This window comes from Sorangiineae bacterium MSr11367, from assembly GCA_037157805.1.
Classification (GTDB): domain Bacteria; phylum Myxococcota_A; class Polyangia; order Polyangiales; family Polyangiaceae; genus Pendulispora; species Pendulispora rubella.
Window position 1 is genome coordinate 5,173,332 of the sequence record CP089983.1, and the last position, 17,484, is coordinate 5,190,815.

At 64.8% G+C, this 17,484-nt stretch carries 13 protein-coding genes; 6 read left to right on the plus strand and 7 right to left on the minus strand.

The genetic code is table 11. The annotated features are described in order from the left end of the window. Window positions 1-33: 33 nt before the first annotated feature. Both LVJ94_20210 and LVJ94_20215 read right to left on the minus strand, forming a co-directional pair. Entirely contained in the window at window positions 34-1,443 is a 1,410-nt protein-coding gene (locus tag LVJ94_20210) for a condensation domain-containing protein (protein ID WXB09543.1), read from the minus strand. Further along, window positions 1,440-2,282, minus strand: coding sequence for a thioesterase family protein (locus LVJ94_20215; GenBank protein WXB09544.1), 843 nt, complete (start codon window positions 2,280-2,282; stop codon window positions 1,440-1,442). Before LVJ94_20215 ends, LVJ94_20210 begins: the two co-directional genes overlap by 4 nt. Before the next feature lie 75 nt (window positions 2,283-2,357). On the opposite strand from LVJ94_20215, the gene LVJ94_20220 reads away from it, so the two are divergent. From LVJ94_20220 to LVJ94_20235, 4 genes are read left to right on the plus strand one after another with little or no spacing between them, the layout of a single operon-like run. Continuing rightward, the gene (locus tag LVJ94_20220) at window positions 2,358-5,084 is read left to right on the plus strand and encodes a phosphotransferase (protein WXB09545.1); all 2,727 of its coding nucleotides are present in this window, start codon (window positions 2,358-2,360) and stop codon (window positions 5,082-5,084) included. A gap of 60 nt (window positions 5,085-5,144) precedes the next feature. Continuing rightward, a complete protein-coding gene (locus LVJ94_20225) occupies window positions 5,145-6,158 on the plus strand; it encodes a PEGA domain-containing protein (protein WXB09546.1) in 1,014 nt (337 codons plus the stop codon). A gap of 12 nt (window positions 6,159-6,170) precedes the next feature. Beyond that, window positions 6,171-7,826, plus strand: coding sequence for an ABC transporter substrate-binding protein (locus LVJ94_20230; GenBank protein ID WXB09547.1), 1,656 nt, complete (start codon window positions 6,171-6,173; stop codon window positions 7,824-7,826). 43 nt (window positions 7,827-7,869) lie between these two features. Further along, window positions 7,870-8,358: a DUF3574 domain-containing protein gene (locus LVJ94_20235; GenBank protein ID WXB09548.1), complete on the plus strand. Its 489-nt coding sequence runs from the start codon at window positions 7,870-7,872 to the stop codon at window positions 8,356-8,358. Between the two features lie 171 nt (window positions 8,359-8,529). Here LVJ94_20235 and LVJ94_20240 read toward each other — a convergent pair whose 3' ends face one another. From LVJ94_20240 to LVJ94_20250, 3 genes are all read right to left on the minus strand, one after another. Beyond that, on the minus strand, window positions 8,530-10,206 hold the full coding sequence (locus LVJ94_20240) for a protein kinase (GenBank protein WXB09549.1): 1,677 nt from the start codon (window positions 10,204-10,206) through the stop codon (window positions 8,530-8,532). A 114-nt stretch (window positions 10,207-10,320) separates the two neighbouring features. Next, window positions 10,321-12,612, minus strand: coding sequence for an ATP-binding domain-containing protein (locus tag LVJ94_20245; GenBank protein ID WXB09550.1), 2,292 nt, complete (start codon window positions 12,610-12,612; stop codon window positions 10,321-10,323). Between the two features lie 165 nt (window positions 12,613-12,777). Next, complete coding sequence (locus LVJ94_20250; GenBank protein ID WXB09551.1) at window positions 12,778-13,563, minus strand: 3',5'-cyclic-nucleotide phosphodiesterase; 786 nt, start codon at window positions 13,561-13,563, stop codon at window positions 12,778-12,780. Window positions 13,564-13,694: 131 nt separating this feature from the next. Between LVJ94_20250 and LVJ94_20255 the strand changes: the two genes are divergently transcribed. Both LVJ94_20255 and LVJ94_20260 read left to right on the plus strand, forming a co-directional pair. Continuing rightward, a complete protein-coding gene (locus LVJ94_20255) occupies window positions 13,695-14,351 on the plus strand; it encodes a hypothetical protein (GenBank protein WXB09552.1) in 657 nt (218 codons plus the stop codon). Then, on the plus strand, window positions 14,348-15,934 hold the full coding sequence (locus LVJ94_20260; protein WXB09553.1) for a fused MFS/spermidine synthase: 1,587 nt from the start codon (window positions 14,348-14,350) through the stop codon (window positions 15,932-15,934). Before LVJ94_20255 ends, LVJ94_20260 begins: the two co-directional genes overlap by 4 nt. A gap of 99 nt (window positions 15,935-16,033) precedes the next feature. Here the strand turns inward: LVJ94_20260 and LVJ94_20265 are convergent, their stop codons facing one another. Both LVJ94_20265 and LVJ94_20270 read right to left on the minus strand, forming a co-directional pair. Beyond that, window positions 16,034-16,264, minus strand: coding sequence for a type II toxin-antitoxin system prevent-host-death family antitoxin (locus tag LVJ94_20265; GenBank protein WXB09554.1), 231 nt, complete (start codon window positions 16,262-16,264; stop codon window positions 16,034-16,036). 238 nt (window positions 16,265-16,502) lie between these two features. Continuing rightward, on the minus strand, window positions 16,503-17,480 hold the full coding sequence (locus LVJ94_20270; protein ID WXB09555.1) for a hypothetical protein: 978 nt from the start codon (window positions 17,478-17,480) through the stop codon (window positions 16,503-16,505). Between the last annotated feature and the right edge of the window lie 4 nt (window positions 17,481-17,484).

The following is a 17,484-nucleotide window of genomic DNA, read 5'->3' on the forward strand; positions in this document are numbered from 1 at the left end:
CACTCCCAAACAGAGAGGCACGACGTAATAAGCTCATTTAGTTGAGGACAAATTATCATCCGCCCGCGCCCATAGCAAACTCATTGAAGCCATGGCCGATTGCGGTGACGTGAAGATGACCTTTAGGGCATCGAGGTACCAACGCAATGCGCGGTCGATGGCCTCCTCGGTGAAGAGATCCGGCTGGTAGGTGCAGAGCAAGAGATCTCGCTCCATCGTAAAAAGAAGATCCATGCGGTACATCCGCATGGGGAGTGCCCAGACGCGAAAGTGGGTATCCGGCGTAATCCGTCCACACGCGATTTCCGCCGCATCCGATCGCTGGAGCGCTCGCCGCGCGGGCTCTTTCTCGCCCTCGGATGCGACCCGATCGTAAAACGGCAAATGGTCCGTAACCCCGAATGTAAACCGATAGGTTCGCCCCGTAGCGTCTTCGACTTTGCGCAGAGGCAACTCGTGCAATAAGGCGCGCAAGATCGTCGATTGCGCCGCGCGAACCAGGTCGGCGTGGGTCTGCTCGGGTGAGAGACGAACCCGCACCGGCAACATATCGGCAAATGGGCCGATGAGATGCTTCGTTTGCGAGCTGCGATGTGCCGATGCCACGAGCGAAACGATGTCCGTTGCACCCGACCAACGATGGGCGACGAGCCCCAGGGCCGCGAGCAAGATGGAGAATCGCGTGCAGCCCAAATCGCGGGCCACGATGTCGATTCGACCGATCCAATCGGGCTCGATGGGAATCGATCGCGTGAGTTCGGGCGATGGCCGGGTGCGGCGCGGTCCCCGGTGCGGTGGCTGGTAGCACTCGGACTGCTCGAGATAGGAGCGCCAAAATCGGGCGCGGCGCTCATCGTTGGGGGCCGTGCGCTGGGCGTGCGCAAATTCGGAAAAACGGAGCGGCAGCGGGGGCAACGTCGTCGGACGTCCGTAGTCCGGTGCGCCGTAGAGCTCTCGGAGCTCGGAGATCAGGATGCGGTACGACCAGAAGTCCACGTTGATATGGTTGGCCGTCCACAAGAGAACGTGCTCCTCGGGGCCCAAACGCAGCAAAATCCGGCGATGGACCGGCCCGCGGACGAAATCGAGTGGCGTTTCCATCTCCGCGCGGACCGCGGCATCGAGGGCGGTCTCCCGCTCTTCTGGGCGAATGTCCACGATGCGCAGCGATTCGTTCGCGGCCTGGGCAACGACTTGGCGGGGCTGCCCCTTTTCGACGCGCAAGTACGTTCGCAGTGGTTCATGCCGCTCCTCGATGGTGAAGAGGGCATGCTCGAGACGGGGCACATCGAGTGGGCCGTGAAACTCGATGACCAGATTGCCATTGAGGCGCGCGGGGCCCGCGTCCGGGTATTGCAGCAGGAACCATAAGTACTGCTGTGCGAAGCCAAGTGGAGCACTTGGCTCCTGCGACTCCAGCCCGGACGCTGGGCCCTGGGTCAAGGCAGGGATCCTGCGGGGAGCGGGCCACTGGTGCGGTAAAGCATCTGGCAATCGCCGTGGGCCACCGTTTTTCCGTCGCTCGTCCACACCGTGGAGGAGCTGTCGATCAATCCGCCGAACGTCGTGTCGGAGCGCGAACGGCAGCGCATCCACTCCGTGTTGGCGGGATGGTAGAAGCGAACGTTGATCGACATCGTCGGTGCCACGATTCGGGTGCGGCTCACATAAGGATTCATCGCGGAGAGCCACGCGCCCGCGTCGACGATGATGAGCGCACGCCCCGCGTCGGCGAAGGGATCGGACATGACGGGGCGCGGACGATAGCGGTACCACCCATCGAGCCGGGGCTCGCCCGCTTGGTGCCAGCCTTGCCAGCCGATCAACCGTTGATCGATGTTCTGCCAGAACCTGAGACGCGGGGACGGCGCCATCGGTGCGGCGAGCAGTTCCCACTCGGTGAGGCTGTCGATGGGGGGGCTGTCGGGCATCGCGGCGGCCTCGCGGTCTTCGAGGCCTTGTGCGATGTCCCCGATCGTCCACACGATGGCTTCCAAAATGGGACGGTCTTGTTGGGTCATGGTGACGCGGAACGACTCCGCGCGTTTGCCCGCAAGGAGCCGCTGCACCGAGAGCCGCACCGGCCCAAAGGTCGCCGGGCCGAAGTATTGACAACTGATGCTCGCGGGCCGGTCGAATTGGCTGGCCGCCCCGGCCGCGCGCAATGCGATGACGGCGAGGTAGCCTCCCACCGGCCCGAATGCGTTCCAGTCCTGCACGACCTCGGCAGTGTATTCGCCGTCTTTACCGTGTACCGCAGTGTCTTCCAAGAGATCGCCCATGGAGATCTGCCTTTCGAAGCATTTTGAGTCTTGGACCTGATTGCGCAAGATCCTTGGTACTCTGCGGACACCTTGATGGGCAAGAATCGCATGGGCAGCGACCGGCGAATTCCAGAGGGCGCTGGGTCGAAGGTTTCGTTCGTTTTCGAAGCTGTCACCTACGAGGGGCGCATCGAGGCGGTGACCGAACGAGCGTTGCGTGTCGTGTTCGCGAACGGCGACGGCCCTCAGGTAATGCGAGGTGCCACGCTGACCGAGTGTCGCGTACACCTTCGGGGCATCTTTGCCGATGTCCCATTTGGGGATCTCTCGGTCGAAGACACGGATTGCGTGCATGACGAGCTCGTGCTTCATCTCTCGGGCGAGGACGCGGCGGTGCGCGCACGGCTCGCGTTCGCTCGCGAGGCCCTTGCCGAGCTCGAAGGACGTCCTTCCATGGAGCGACCCTCGGAGCTTTTCCCGCCCCCTCCCCCGGTGCTCCCCAGGCTGCCAGGCCGGGGTATCGCCACGGAGGAAGCTCGTCGTGAGCGCCTCGCGTTCGCGTCCGCGATGACCGGGGTACCGCTCGATCACATGGAGGAAACATCGCTCTCGGCGGAGCGGCTTGCGAAGAACATCGAGGGGCTGATCGGCGGGGTGGAGATCCCGGTTGGCTTGGCCGGTCCGCTTCTCTTTCGGAGCTTTGGCTTGGTGCTCGCACCGTTTGCGACCACGGAGGGGGCCCTGGTGGCATCGACCACGCGCGGGGCCCTTGCCTTGTCGCGCGCAGGCGGGGTCACGACCCGGGTCCTCCACCAGCAAATGGTGCGCGCCCCCCTGTTCGTGTTTCGCGACGTGGGCCATGCGGCGACGTTCGGGCAGTGGATCCGCACGCACGTCGAGGTTCTCTCCAAGGAAGTCCGCAAGGTTTCCAAGCACGCGAACTTGCTCGGCGTGGAGCCCTACGTGCTCGGGCGCACCGTGCACGTGATCTTTCGGTACACCACGGGCGATGCGGCCGGTCAGAACATGACCACCGCCGCAACGTGGCAAGCCTGCACCTGGGTGCTCGAGGAGATCCGGCACGTCGAAAGCTTCGAGCTCGAGCACTTCAGCGTGGAGGGGAACATGGCCGGGGACAAGAAGTTCTCCTTCCTCTCCTTTCTGCGCGGGCGCGGCTTCCGGGTGGCCGCGGACTGCTACGTGCCGCGTGCGGTGTTGCACGAGGTCCTGAAGGTGAGCCCCGAGGCCGCCGTGCAGGCGCACGAGCATTACATGTCGGGCTCGTTCCAGGCGGGGCTGGTGAGCCACAACATCAATACGAGCAACGCCGTGGCGGCCATCTTCGCCGCCACGGGGCAGGACATCGCGTGCGTGCACGAGTCGTCCGGTGGGCTTCTCTCGCTGCAGTTGGCCGACGGAGGACTCTACGCGAGCATGCTCCTGCCGAACCTGGTCGTCGGCACGGTGGGCGGCGGAACGCACCTGCCGCGGCAGCGCGAGATGCTTCAACTCATGGGCTGCCTCGGCGACGGCGGGGCGGCGCGGCTTGCGGAGATCATCGCGGGCTTTTGCCTTGCGCTGGATCTGTCGACGCTCTCGGCGTCGCTGAGCGAGAGGTTCGTGATGGCCCACGAGCGCCTCGGTCGCAACAAGCCCATGGCATGGCTCGCTCGGGAAGACTTGGCCCGCCCGAGCTTTTTCGACGGCGCGGCCAAGCGGATGCGCGGCGATGCGGCGGTCGTCGCCTCCGCGGAGCCCCTCGAGGGCGTCATCGAGCCCCGCATCGCGCCGGCCCTTCGGGCGCGCGGCGTGACGAAGTTGATGGGCCTCCTGCCCTACCGGCTTCGCATCGACGTGCCCGGTGCGCCGTCCAGCGAACACGACGTCATGGTGAAGGTGAAGGCGCTCTCGGAGGATCGCGTGCTCGCCATGAAGGGCGCCAGCGGTGCCCAGTTCGCCAAAGCCTACGCGCGCTTTGCCGCGCACACGGGGGTCGAGGCGTGCGAGTCGCGGGAGCTCGGCGTGTGCGCGCAAACGGAACCGCGCCTCACGCGGCACATGCCGGCCATCTACGATGCGTACCGCGATCCAAGCCGCGGCGCCTTCGTACTCGTCATGGAGTACTTACGCGACGTCGAATGGCTCGACGCTTCGCAGTGGGAGCGCGCCCACGTGGAGGCGGCACTCGATGCCGCGGCGTCGATCCACTCCGTTTGGTATGGGCGCGAACGCGAGCTCCTCGAGCAACCCTGGCTCGGTGTGCCGCCGTCGAGCGAACGGATGCTCGAGGCCATGCCGCTCTGGCTCGCCCTCGCCGAATACCTTCCGAGTGATTTGGCGAGCGATTTGGTCGAGGCACGCGATGCGATCACGAGCCTGGGCGAGTGGTGGCCGGTTTTCGAGCAGCAGCCGCGCACGTTGATTCACAACGCGTTCAACCCGGCGAACCTCGGCTTCGCGGGCAAAACGCTGGTTATCGCGTGCGATTGGGAGCTTGCGACCTTGCACGTTCCACAACGCGATCTCGCGGAGCTGCTCGTCCACACGCTCCCCATGCAGCGTGCCGAGCCGGACCGCGAGGAGGTTGCGCACTACGTCGAATACCACCGTCGCGCACTCGAACGTGCGACCGGGCGCGCCATCGATGAATCGATGTGGCGCGCGGGATTTTCCGCCTCGTTGCGCGAACTGGCCATCCATCGAATTCCACTCGCGATCATGGCGTACGGCGACTCGCCGCCGCCATCCATGCATCGCATCGTCGCCGCCTTGCGTAGCCTCCTGCGTCTCTCGAGCTCGGGCGCACTATGGCTTAAATGACTTGCCTACCTCGGCGCCTCGTTGACGAAGCGACTGCAGAGTAGGAAAGATGCACGGCTGATGAAGTGCCGCCGGCGCAGGATTTCACTCCTTCTGATCGCAGCCATCGCCACGGCGCCCTTTACGGCGCTCGCGCAAACCCCATCGGGTTCACCTCCGCAGCCGACGATCCCTGCCCCGCCTTCGCAGGGCGCGGGCAAGTCGGGAGCTCAAGGCACACCCGCGTGGATGAGCCCTCGCATGGAGGAGGCGCGCACCCGCTACACGCGCGGCTTGAAGCTGTACGACGAAGGCAACACCATTGCGGCGCGCGTGGAGTTCGAGCGGGCGTACGAGCTCGCACCGAGCTACCGCATCCTCTACAACATCGGCCTTTGCTACAAAAAGACCAACGATTACGTCGAGGCGTTGAAGGCGTTCGAGCGCTACTTGCTCGACGGCGGTGACGAAGTTCCCGAGGAGCGCCGCACCGCCGTGAACAAGGAGATTCAAGATCTCCGTCCGAACATCGCCACGGTGACCATCACGACGAACGTGCCCGGCGCGGCCATCACGGTGGACGACGTGCCCGTGGGCCAGACGCCGATCCCGCAGAAGATCCTCGTCAATCCGGGGCGCCGCAGGATCGCCGCGACGAAGGCTGGCTACTTTCCGCAAACCAAGTCACTCGTCTTCGCCGGATCGGACGTCGAGCAGCTGAGCATCGAGCTGATCGAACTGCCCAAGCGCGAGATCGCGCAGCGTGAAGAGAAGAGCGTGGCTCCCTACGTCGCGTGGGGCATCACGGGCGCGCTGGCCACCGGTGCGGTCGTGACGGGGTTGCTCGCGCTCAAGGCCAACTCGGATCAGAACGACGCGCTGGATCGGCAGGCCGCGAATGCGCGCACCCAGATCGACGATGCGCACTCCAAGACGAGGACGCTCTCCATCGTGGCCGACGCCCTCACCGCCGCCACGGTCGTCGCGGGTGGCATCTCGCTCTACCTCACGCTGCACAAGCCGGAAAAATCCAACTCCGCCCAGGCCGCCGCGCGCGTGACGCCCGGGGGCGTCAGCATCGTCGGGCGTTTCTAGAAGAGAAAGAACATGATTCGCACCCCCTTCCTCGTAGGTGCTCTGGCCTTGGCGCTCGGCGGCTTCATGGCCTCCAACACCGCCTGCACGGCGACGCTCGGCAAGGACGTCGACCAGTGCACCGTCAACCAAGACTGCACGCGGTTTCCGGGCACGAACTTCTGCCGCAAGAGCGACAAGACGTGCCAGCCGCTGACCAGCAGCGATTGCCCCTACATCTACGGCAACTACCAAGATGACAATGCCGTGTACCTCGGCGCGGTCATCTCCCTCACCGGACCCTATGGCGAAAATGGTGGGTACAAGCCGTACGAGGCGGCGGTCCGCACGGCCATCGACGACTTCGACAAGGAAACGAAGGGGCTCCCGCAAGTCGCGGGATCCGGCGGTCGAACTCGTCCAGTGGTGGCCATCGTCTGCGACGACCGGAGTGCGAGCGAGAACGACAACGCGACGGTGTTGCGCAGTGCACGCCACCTGGTCGAGCGGGTGAACGTGGCCGCCATCATTGGCACTCCGTCGACCAGTACGACGGTTGCCATGGCAACGGATGTGACCATCCCCCATGGCGTGTTCACCATTTCGCCATCGGCGACCGGGGAGAACATCACACTGTTGCGCGATTATGGTCCCGGAGAGGGCCCGGCCCAGGGGCTTCTATGGCGCACGGCTCCATCGGACACGTACCAAGCGCAGGCCATCGCGACGTACGTGCAGCAAAAGCTGATTCCGGGTGTGCGCGCGAAATACAACCTGTCCGCACAAGCCAAAGTACGCATCCTCACCATGCTGCGCGGCGACTCCTACGGCGAGGGGTTGAATGCCACCTTCCGGAATACGGCCGCGTTCAATGCAATCAAGGCCGAGGATTACCGCGACTTCAATTACGGAACCAGCGACAGCGCCCCCTCCGCATCCGACATCCAACAGCAGATAAAGGACTTTGCCCCGCACATCATCCTGACGTTCGGGCTCGCGGAATCGCAGGCTAAAATCATTCCGCAGACCGAAGACCTGTGGGGAAATCTGCCGAATACGAAGGGCCAGCCGCGCCCTTACTACGTGGCCACCGAAGGCCTCGTGGCGGATCTCAAAGACCTGATGACGCGGTATTCGAGTGTTGCGACACGGACATTGTATGCATCACCGAGCCTCGGTTCCGTGGAAAATTCCGTGTTTTCCAACTTTAGGGACAACTACTTTGCATTCGTCGACAACAACTATCTCGGGGAGGCGGCGAGCATCAAAGGCCGCGTGAATGAATTTGGCCTGGCGGGAACCTACGATTCAACGTACATCATTGCGTACGCTGTCACGAGTGCGACCAGTGGGAACAAGCCGCCGACCGTGACGGGCAGAGACATCGTGGCGGCCATGAAGAACCTCGTGTCAGGCGACCCTGCGGATCTCTATCGAAGGAAAATCGGCGTGGCGCTGAACACGTTGGGGCGCGGCCAATCGGTGGACATCAATGGTGCCTCTGGACCTCTGAATTTCAATCTGGAGACAGGGGACGTGGCCGCCGACATTCCTTTGGCATGCTTGAAGAGTCATCCCGATACGGACAAGGGGGAAGGATACTCGCAAGATTCCGGCCTCGTTTACCGGGTGGAGTCCCAGAGCATCCAGCAGAACACCACCACGCCCAACTGCGACTACTCCCTCTAGATTCACCGCCCAGCCAATCACCACGAAGGGGATTTCCACCTCCATGATGAATCGCCTTTATGCCCTGACCACCATCTGTTCGATCACGCTCTTCTCGTCCATTGCCAGCACGGGATGTGCAGCGTCCACCAACTCGGATCCGAGCACGCAGCAGGGCCTCGACGAGGACCTGAAGAAGCACAAGTGCGACGTGAAGACCGCCCCCCAGGGCGCGACCCCCATGGTCTCGACCGAGCTGATTTTCGGGCTCGATCGAAAGGGCACGCCGATCCCCGAGGCGGACTTCGCGGCGTTCGTGGACGCGGAGATCACCCCCCGCTTTCCGGATGGTCTGAGCATCATCGACGTGAAGGGCCAGTACCGCATGTCGACGGGGCAGATCATCAAGGAGCCGTCGAAGCTTCTCCTCGTTTACCACGACGGCTCGCGGCAAAATTCGCAGAAGCTCGAGGACATCCGCACCGCCTACAAGGCGCAGTTCGAGCAAGAATCCGTGCTCCGCACCGACGAAGTCATCTGCGTCGCGTTCTAGCGGCTCCCGGAGGAAGAAAACCGCCAGGACGCCAGGGTCGCCAGGGGTGTCACCCAAAGACGACCCTGGTCCCTGGTTTTTTGGTTTTTGTCACACAGTCGTAGACCGCCGAAAAACAAAAAAAACAGCCGTTCACCCCTGGCGATCCTGGCGTCCTGGCGGTTCCCTCTTCTACTTCTTCCAGGGATCGTCTTTGTCGATGGTGTCGACGCCCGGCTTGGCCGTTTTTACGGGCGGAGGGTCGGGTTGTTGCACGGGCGGCGGGGACGAGGCGGCGGGCGGCGGGGATGCGGCGGCGGAGGGCGCGGCGCCCTTCCCCTTTCCCGTAGGACGCCACGTCGTGGTGGAACGGTGCTCTTTTTCGAGAGAGAGCTCCAGGCGGACGCTGGAAATGTCCAAGGCGACGTCCTGGGTCTTCGTGACGTAGCCCTCTGCTTGCACGCGCAAGCGATGCTCGCGCCCGTCGCGGGGGAACGTGCCGCGTGCGGGCCGGCCCATGAGCATGACGTCGTCGATGGTGACGTTGGCCGTGGGCGGGTTTACCTCCACGGTCACCTCCGTCTCGGCTTTCGGCGCCCCGGTCGACGGAGGCGGAGCCGCCGCCGAGGACGGAGGAGGCACGGAATCCGCCGAGGGCGCGGAACCGGGGCGCGCGATGAGTGCCGCCGCCACGAGCCCGCCCGCCACGACCACCGCGCCAAGGAGACCCCAATGGCGCTGCGACGAAGGCGGTGGTGGCGAGACGCCGGACACCTCAGCACTGCCCGCCGTCTCAAGCAAGCCGCTGGCGGTGGAGCTCGCCGTGGGCTCCAAGCGCGGAATCGAGCGCGTGGTGGTAAACGGCACCCGCTCCGACGACGTGAGCCTCGCCTCGATGGCCGACGCGATCTCCTTGCGGCGCTCCGCGAGCAGGTCGTTCACGAAGACCGACACGTCTTCGTGCGTGCCACCGGGGATCTTGGTGAGCACCGCCTCGAGATCGCTCTTCAACGCGGCCGCCGTGGGATAGCGCTCCGCCGGATTCGCCAGGATGGCCTTCTTGCAGATGCGCACCAAGTCGTCCGGGATGCCCGGGAGCGCCACGGGTTCGGGAATGCGATGGTTGGCCAGGCTCTGGAGGATCTCCATCTCCGAGGCGCCCGCCCACATGCGCTTTCCCGTGATGGTGCGCCACAGCACCGAGCCCGCAGAGAAAATATCCGCGCGCCGATCGATGTGGGCCACCCCGAGAAGCTGCTCGGGCGCCATGTAGGCGATCTTGCCCTTGATGGTCCCCGCCTGGGTGCGAATGTTCGAGTCGCTCGCCTTGGCGATGCCGAAGTCGAGAAGCTTGGTGATGCCGTCGTAGGTGACGAAGATGTTCTGCGGCGACACGTCGCGGTGGATGACGTGCAGCGGCGTGCCGTCGAAGTCCTTCAGCTCGTGGGCGAAGTGAAGGCCCGCGCACGCATCGGCCAGGGCCCGCACGACCACGCCGAGCGGCAGCGGGATGCCCCTCGCCTTTGCGCGGCGCATCAGCTCGTCGAGGCTCTGCCCCTCGAGGTACTCCATCGCGATGAAGTACCGCTCCCCATCGAACCCGACCTCGTTCGTCTGGGCGACGTTGTTGTGGTTGATACGGGCCGAAAGCCGCGCCTCCTCGAGAAACATCGAGCAGAATTCGGGCTCAACCGCGAGTTCTTGGCGCAAGAGCTTGAGCACTTGCAGCTTGTTGAACCCGCCTGGCCCCTGAATGACGGCCAGCATGACGTCCGCCATGCCGCCCCGCCCCAGCTCGAAAATGAGACGGTACTTCCCCGCGATCGAACCGGAGGAAGCCGTACGGTTGGAGGAGGGCGCCGTAGACATGGTGGAGTTCATCGTCGTGGCATTGGCAGGAGCCCCGTTCGAGTTTCCACCGGGACGATAGCACGCTCCTGCAAGCGTCCGAAAGATCCGCTGCCGCGGCGAAGGCGGAAGTTGCTAGGTCGTCGGGCGTGTGGAAAGCGCCTCGGTTACGACCGGCGAGGGCTTGTCGCTGGCAATGCACCAGAGTTGATGCGCGGCTCGGGTTGCACCGACGTAAAGCGCATGACGCGCCTGCGAGGTCGCCGGGTACGTGGTCGCTGTGGTCTCGAGCAAGATTACCTCGTCGAACTCGAGGCCCTTGGTCTGGCGCACGTCGGTCACGTCGAAGCCGGGTTCCCAGCTGAAATCCTGCTTGGCCACGCGGCGGACGCGGGGGACCTCCGCGCGTTCCAGGCCTTCGTAGATCACGTCGGCCTGCTGCGGGAAGCGGGCCACGAGGGCCACGTTCGCATTGGGCTCGTCCAGCGCGAGCTGCTTCAGCGCGTCGGCAAGGAACGCCACCGACTCGCCCACCGAGGCAAAGTTGAAGAGCTCCACGTCCGGCCCGCGTCGGGTGGTGATGGGCTCCGCCTCGTGCGCAAACGGCCCCAGCACACCGCGCGCGAACGTCGTGATTTCCGCAGTGGAACGGTAGCTCACCTTGAGGGGCTCCAACGTCGTGGCTGCCATGCCCATCTCGGTGAGGAGCCCCTTCCAATCGAACTCGCCGCGCGAATCGTCGTCGTCGAGCATACGTTGGGCGCTATCGCCCGCCAGGGTGATGGAGCGATCCTTGTTCGCCAGGTCGAGCAGAACCCGGAGTTCGACGGGGCTGTGGTCCTGCACCTCGTCGATGAAGAGGTGGGCCATGCGGATCGGCGTGCCGTCCGGTGCGGTGAGCGGCCCGCGCATCGCTTGCCAGAGACGCAGCAGGATCGGGATATCCTCCACGTCGATGGCCTCCAATTCGCCGTCGCGCTCCCCTTCTGCGCGGATGCGCGCTTGGCGAACGCACCACTCGTGCACCCGGTCGAGTTGACCGGAGCCGAACTCTTTCTGGCCGCGGAAGGCCTCCCCGAGCATCTCGCGCGAGGTGAGGATCTCGTCCCACGCGCCGATGACCGAGCGCGCCCGGGAGCGAAGCTCCTGGCCCAGTCGCTCCACTGCACCGCGCGTGACCTGCGGCAACGTGGCCGCGACGCCCGCGCCATCGATCGCGCGCTTGCCGGCGAGCCACTGCGCGAACGTGGTGACGCGCTGATCGGCCACCGGTTCATCTTTGGTGCCCGGCGCCGGGACGCGGGTTGCCGCCCATGCGGCGACCACTTTGTCGCCCATGGGCCACTTCTCCATGACCTTGGCGACGCGGGCATCGAGATCGTCGTTCAGCCGCGCGGCGTACGCGTGGATGGCCCGCAGCATGGCGGCGTGCGTCTTGGCGCGCACCACCACGGGCGGCGTGTCGTCGTGCAGGCGGTGCGGAAGCTTCGGGAAAAGCTCCGGCAAAAGGCGCCGCGCGAACCGCGGGAAGGTCGAAATGGGGACACCCTCGACCCCCAGCGACGGCAGCACGCGCGCGACGAAGTGCATGAGCGCCTCGTGCGGCACGACGACGAGCATGCGATCGGCCCGGAAGCGCTGCGGCTCCGCAAAGGCGAGGTAGGCGATGCGGTGCAGGCCGACGGTGGTCTTTCCGCTGCCGGCGCTGCCTTGAATGGCAATGAGCCCTGCGCCGGGGCGCGTGATGAGATCGAACTGCGCGGAATCGAGCATCGATGCGATGGCCGGCAGGTGCTTGTCGCCTGCCGCATGCGCGGGCAGCTTTTTGGCGCCCGATGCCTCCGTTCGCGCTTCGGTGCGAAGGCGCGCGCTGAACGCGTCGAGGCGCTTCCAGCGGCCGTCGTCACCGCGCACGAAGGTGCCTTGCGGCGCGGAAACGCGCACGAGCTCCCCGCCCGCGATGGCCACGCCGCGGCGGGCGCGCACGACGCCTTCGACCGCGCGACCGCCCATCGTCTCCTCGTAGTCGTCGTCTTCGCGGTAGCGGTAGAAGATGCGGCTCACGGGGGCCTGACGCCAATCGACGATCTTGATGCCCGAGCTGGAGTCGACGTACGACTTGCCGCCGATGAGGATGTCGCGGCGCTTGCCGTTCTCCTCGAGGCGCAGGTGGCCGAAGTACGGATTCTTCGGGTCGACGGAGCCGACCACGCCTTTTCCACGCTGGGCGCGCAACGAGCCCAGGTGATGCATCTGCTCGAAGAGCGCCGGCAGGTCTTCCGGCTTGGCGACGGCCACGTCTTCACGCAGCTCGAGAAGCCGCGCATCATCGAGTTCTCGACCGCGAAGGGCGGCGGTGTTGGCACTGGCCTCCGAACCGAGCGCAGCTTGCACGGTGGCGAGGAGCTTCAGTTCTTCACGAACCACACGAGAAGCGACTTCATCATCCTCCAGACCGGGGATGGCTTCATGTTCCAAGGCGCGAGCGGAGGTAGGGGACATCTGGGTAGGGGCAGTGATCACGTAAGCCCCAACGTTTGATACCGCTCGCGCGCGAGCGCAAGGGAAAGAAAGCTCACCCCTGTAGAATGCCTAAAGAATGAAGTGATCCCCGAGGCTTAGGACCGTTAAGTTGAGCCCTTTGAGCTTGGCACACTCACGCTCCACTTCACCCTGGAAAGTAGGTTTCATGTGGTAGAGTAACGTCGCGAGATCTTTGGGGTTCTTGTACTTCGCAAGCTCCGGCCCCAGGGTCTGCGGCGTGTGGTGCCCGCTGACGGTCGCGAGCTTCTGTTGCGCGTTGGGAAAACTGACCTCCATCAGCAGGGCTCGCAATCCCTCCACCTCGTTGAGCACCTCCCAAAAGCGCTTCGTCGGTCCGGTATCCCCGCTGTACGCGATGGCGCCACGCTTACTGGCGGTCTTGCCGTCGTACTCGATGATGAACGCGCTGCAGTCGATGGTGTGGCTCACCAAGATGGCGCGCACCGTGAGGCCGGCGACCTTGGCGGGCACTTCGGGCTTGAGGACTTGGTAGACGATGGTCGGCTTGGAGGCCGTGGGGATGGTCGTGAAATCCGGCCAGAGCTTGCCGTTGAAGAAGTGCTTCTTTAAGAGCTCGATGCTCGGCTTGATGCCGCACACGACGAGGGGCTTGCACCCGTTCTGCGCGCGGTTGTCGGCGATGGTGGCCAGGTCGCGGATGTGATCGAGGTGCGCGTGGCTGACGAGGACCGCCTCGAGCTTGCATTGCGCCTCGAGGTCCATGCCGCTCGTGAGCGAACCGGCGTCGATGGCCACACGATCATCGAGCAAAAAAGCGCTCGTTCGATGGCGCGGCGTTTCCCCTCCATGGCAGCCGATGACCCGTAGATCCATTTCTTGGCCCGTTCTGCGCGCTTTTGACTGCGCCCGAACGTCCAAATGAGCTTACCGTGCCGTTTTGTAACAAGTCAAAACAAGGGCGGTCGTTCCGGGCCCTTTCTCTCAGGACTCAGTCGCCAAAGACCATGCGCATTCTTTCGACGCTGTTCTTCATCTCGGGCTTCGCCGCCCTCGTCTACCAGGTCGTGTGGCAGCGAACGTTGTTCGCGATCTACGGCATCAACATCGAGTCCGTGACGGTTGTGGTCACGGCCTTCATGCTGGGTCTTGGCCTGGGCAGCCTCGCAGGAGGCGCCGTTTCGAAGGATCCGCGGCGTCCGGTAGTCCTGCTCTTTGCGGCGGTCGAAGCGACCATCGGCCTCTTTGGCGCCGTCTCCCTTCCGCTCTTTCGGGGCGTGGGGCAGGCCACGTTGACCTTATCGCCGCCCGCGGTCGCCTTCGTCACGTTCCTTTTGATCCTCGCGCCCACCATGCTGATGGGATCGACGTTGCCGCTCTTGGTGGCGCACTTCACCCGGCTCTCGAAAAACGTCGGACGGTCGGTGGGGCTTCTGTACTTCATCAATACGCTGGGCTCGGCGCTGGCGTCGGTGGTGTCCGTGCTGGTGCTCCTCCCGCGTCTCGGTCAGGGCCACGCCGTGCACGTGGCGGCGCTGCTCAACCTCGCGGCAGCTGCGACGGCGTTCGTGCTGCACCAGCGCCAGAAAGGCGCGACGTCGTCGTTGGATTCGGGCGATTCATCCGGTGAAACGCCTTCCCGCACTGCCGAGCTTGCACGATGAGCCGCCGTTTTCCTCTGACCCTCGCCGTGGCGCTGATGGCGGGCTTCATCGCGCTTTCGTACGAGATTCTCTGGTACCGGGCGTTTTCCTTCGTGAGCTGGGGCCGGCCGACCGTGTTCGGGCTGCTCCTCGGCTGCTACCTGCTCGGCGTGGCGCTTGGCTCGTCGGGGAGCCGCCGTTTCTGCCGCGAGGACGATGGCGACGCCTCGGGGCAAGAGCGCTCGCTGCGGGCGCTGGCGGCGTTCGTGTTCTTGTCGGACGTGGCGGGCTTTCTGGTCATTCCGATCCTCGCGCGCCTGGCGCAGTACGCATGGTTTCCCGCCTTCGGTGTGGTGGCCGTCTCGGCGGGGCTTCTTGGCGCGGTGCTGCCGCTGGTGGCGCACTTCGGCATTCCGGCGGACGACCGTGCCGGGCAGCGTCTGTCGTACGTCTACCTTGCAAATATCCTTGGCTCGGCGGCGGGGAGTTTCCTCACCGGCTTCGTGCTGATGGACGTTTGGTCGACGCAGACCATCAGTGCCTTCCTCGGGGCCACGGGGTTGGTGATGGTCGCGCTCCTGTTTCTCGCGAGCCGCCCATCCACCCCGCGCGCGGCGGTGGGGTTGGGAACCGTGGTGCTCGCCGGGGTGGGCGCGGTGTTCGCTTCACCGGTGCTGTTCGAGCATCTGTACGAACGGCTCTTGTACAAGGAGCTCTATCGCCCCGAGATGACCCTGGCCGACGTGGTGGAGAATCGGCACGGCGTCATCGCGGTGAATCACTACCAACAGGTGTACGGGGGCGGCGCGTACGACGGCGCGTTCAACGTGTCGCTGGTGGACGACAAGAATTTCATCGAGCGGGCATTTGCAGTTTCGGCGATTCACCCGAATCCGAAGAACGTGCTCATGGTGGGCCTCTCGTCCGGATCGTGGGCGCAGGTGGTGGCGCATTTGCCGGGGGTGGAGCACCTGACGGTGGTCGAGATCAACCCCGGCTATTTGGAGCTCATTGCAAAGCATCCGCACGTGGCGAGTTTGCTGAAGAACCCCAAGGTCGACATGGTCATCGACGATGGGCGCCGTTGGCTTTTGCGCCACCCCGAGCGCAAGTTCGACGTCATCGTGATGAACACGACGTACCACTTCCGGGCGCATGCGACGAACCTGCTCTCGGCGGACTTCATGGAGGTGGCGCGCGCGCACCTTCTGCCGGGCGGGCTCCACTACTTCAATACGACGTCGTCGGATGACGTGCAGCGCACCGCCGCAACGCTGTTTCCGCACGCGATGCGCATCGTGAACTTCATGGCGGTGAGTGATTCTCCCCTCACCTTCAATCACGCGCGCTGGGAGCGTACCCTGCGCGAGATGGAGATCGATGGCGTTCCCGCCTTGGATCTGAACGTGCCGCACCAGCGCGATGTGCTGGCGCGCTTGCTGGGCATGGGGCACACCATCGAGCAGCATGCGTACGACAAGTACGGGCTCGAGGGGCGGGACGATTTGCTGGCGCGCACGGCGGGTGCGCGGCTGGTGACGGACGACAATATGCTCTGCGAGTGGGAAGACTTGCTGAAGTTCCCCAAGGGCGCGGATTTGTAGCGGCTGGAAGATCGAGCGCGTGCACGATCACGATCACGTAGACGAGTACGATCACGTAGACGAGTACGTGTACGTGCTTGATCCTCTAACCAAGAAACGTCACTTCGAGCGTTCTTCGTCGGGTTCGAGCACGCTCAGATCGACATCGGCGTACTCTGCGAGCCAGGCGCGATAGCCTTTCGCGGCATTGAGGCGGCGAGCCGCCTCGATAGGCACCATTGCTGCGATGGGCCTTCCACGGCGAACGAGCTCGACCTCTCCGCCCGTCTCCACTTCCTCGAGGAGTGAGGCAAACTGTTCACGAGCGACGGATACAGTGACGCGCTTCATCGCTCTCAAATTGTACGTCACCGTTTGTACGTCGCCGTACAAAAGCGCAAGTCGCGCCTCTCTCGACTCGTTTGATGGCGCCCCTACTCCGCAACCTCCCAAGGGCGCAGATTTGTAACGGCTAGAGGATCGTGCGCGTGCACGATCACGATCGCGTGCACGTCCTCGTGATCGTTTACGTGATCGTCTTCGTGCACGTGCACGCGCACGTGCTCGATCCTCTAGGGCATCTACTGCGCTAATTGATCGCACCGCCCACGAACAGCGACACGTTCCCCTGCACCGCCGGCAGCGTCAAAATCGCGCCCCCTTCCCCGTAGCGGTGCGTGTCGCCCCAGTAGGCGCCGGTGGCGCGGGCGCCGAGGATGGCCCAGCGGGCGATGGTGGCGGAGAGTCCGAGGGAGAGTTCGGCGGCGGGGTAGTTGCGCGAGATGTCCGCGGGCGGATACCCGTTGGACCAGCCGCCGGTGATGGTGGTGATGTGCAGAGCGCCGCCCAGACCAGGTTCCAGTGCGAGAATGGAGCCGAGGGGGATGCGGCCGCGCAGGGCGGCGGAGACGGTGTGGTCGGCGAATCGGCCGAGGTAGTTCGGCACCCCGTCGAGCCCCCAGCCCGGCCCGTCCTCGTAGCGCAGCGCGAGGCCGAGTCGGTCCTCGAAGAGCCTCGGCCAAAACGATACGGCGAAGCCGACGCGCGATTCGAGGAAGGTTCGCTCCGAAGCGTTGAGGCGCGCGCCGCCTTCCAGCTCGAGGCGGAAAACGCCGGGGCCGCGGATGCGGGACTCGGCCCGCCCGCCCAGGCGCTCTTGCGGCGGGGCCACGGTGCTGGCGCGAAGGAGCGTCTTGAGCGATAGCGCGATGGACGCGGCGGAGGCGTCGTCGATTTCGCCCGGTGTGACCGTGCGGGTCACGGTTTGGTCGTCGCGCACGTCGTAGAGCCAGATGGTGCGATCGCCCTCGGTTTCGACGAGCCAGGCGATGGCATCGACGTCCTTGGCGGCGGCGATGGCGCGCGCATCGCGGGCGGCGACGTAACGGGCATCGGGGGCGGCCTCCAGCGGGACGGTGTCGATCTCCCACGGCGAGAGTGCAATCGACACCGCGTGCGCGAGCCGCTCGGGGGCCCGAATGAAGCCGAGCCGCCGCCGTTCCGCCCACGCTGTGTTCGTGAGCAGGAGCACGAAGGAAACGATCAGCGTGCGCAGGGCGAACGGCATCGCG

Bases quoted from the DNA above. Each gene is read 5' to 3' on its own strand.
- LVJ94_20260 (WXB09553.1), top strand. From the start codon at position 14,348: ATGAGCCGCCGTTTTCCTCTGACCCTCGCCGTGGCGCTGATGGCGGGC.
- LVJ94_20265 (WXB09554.1), bottom strand. From the start codon at position 16,264: ATGAAGCGCGTCACTGTATCCGTCGCTCGTGAACAGTTTGCCTCACTC.
- LVJ94_20230 (WXB09547.1), top strand. From the start codon at position 6,171: ATGATTCGCACCCCCTTCCTCGTAGGTGCTCTGGCCTTGGCGCTCGGC.
- LVJ94_20255 (WXB09552.1), top strand. From the start codon at position 13,695: ATGCGCATTCTTTCGACGCTGTTCTTCATCTCGGGCTTCGCCGCCCTC.
- LVJ94_20215 (WXB09544.1), bottom strand. From the start codon at position 2,282: ATGGGCGATCTCTTGGAAGACACTGCGGTACACGGTAAAGACGGCGAA.
- LVJ94_20240 (WXB09549.1), bottom strand. From the start codon at position 10,206: ATGTCTACGGCGCCCTCCTCCAACCGTACGGCTTCCTCCGGTTCGATC.
- LVJ94_20235 (WXB09548.1), top strand. From the start codon at position 7,870: ATGATGAATCGCCTTTATGCCCTGACCACCATCTGTTCGATCACGCTC.
- LVJ94_20220 (WXB09545.1), top strand. From the start codon at position 2,358: ATGGGCAAGAATCGCATGGGCAGCGACCGGCGAATTCCAGAGGGCGCT.
- LVJ94_20225 (WXB09546.1), top strand. From the start codon at position 5,145: ATGAAGTGCCGCCGGCGCAGGATTTCACTCCTTCTGATCGCAGCCATC.
- LVJ94_20250 (WXB09551.1), bottom strand. From the start codon at position 13,563: ATGGATCTACGGGTCATCGGCTGCCATGGAGGGGAAACGCCGCGCCAT.
- LVJ94_20270 (WXB09555.1), bottom strand. From the start codon at position 17,480: ATGCCGTTCGCCCTGCGCACGCTGATCGTTTCCTTCGTGCTCCTGCTC.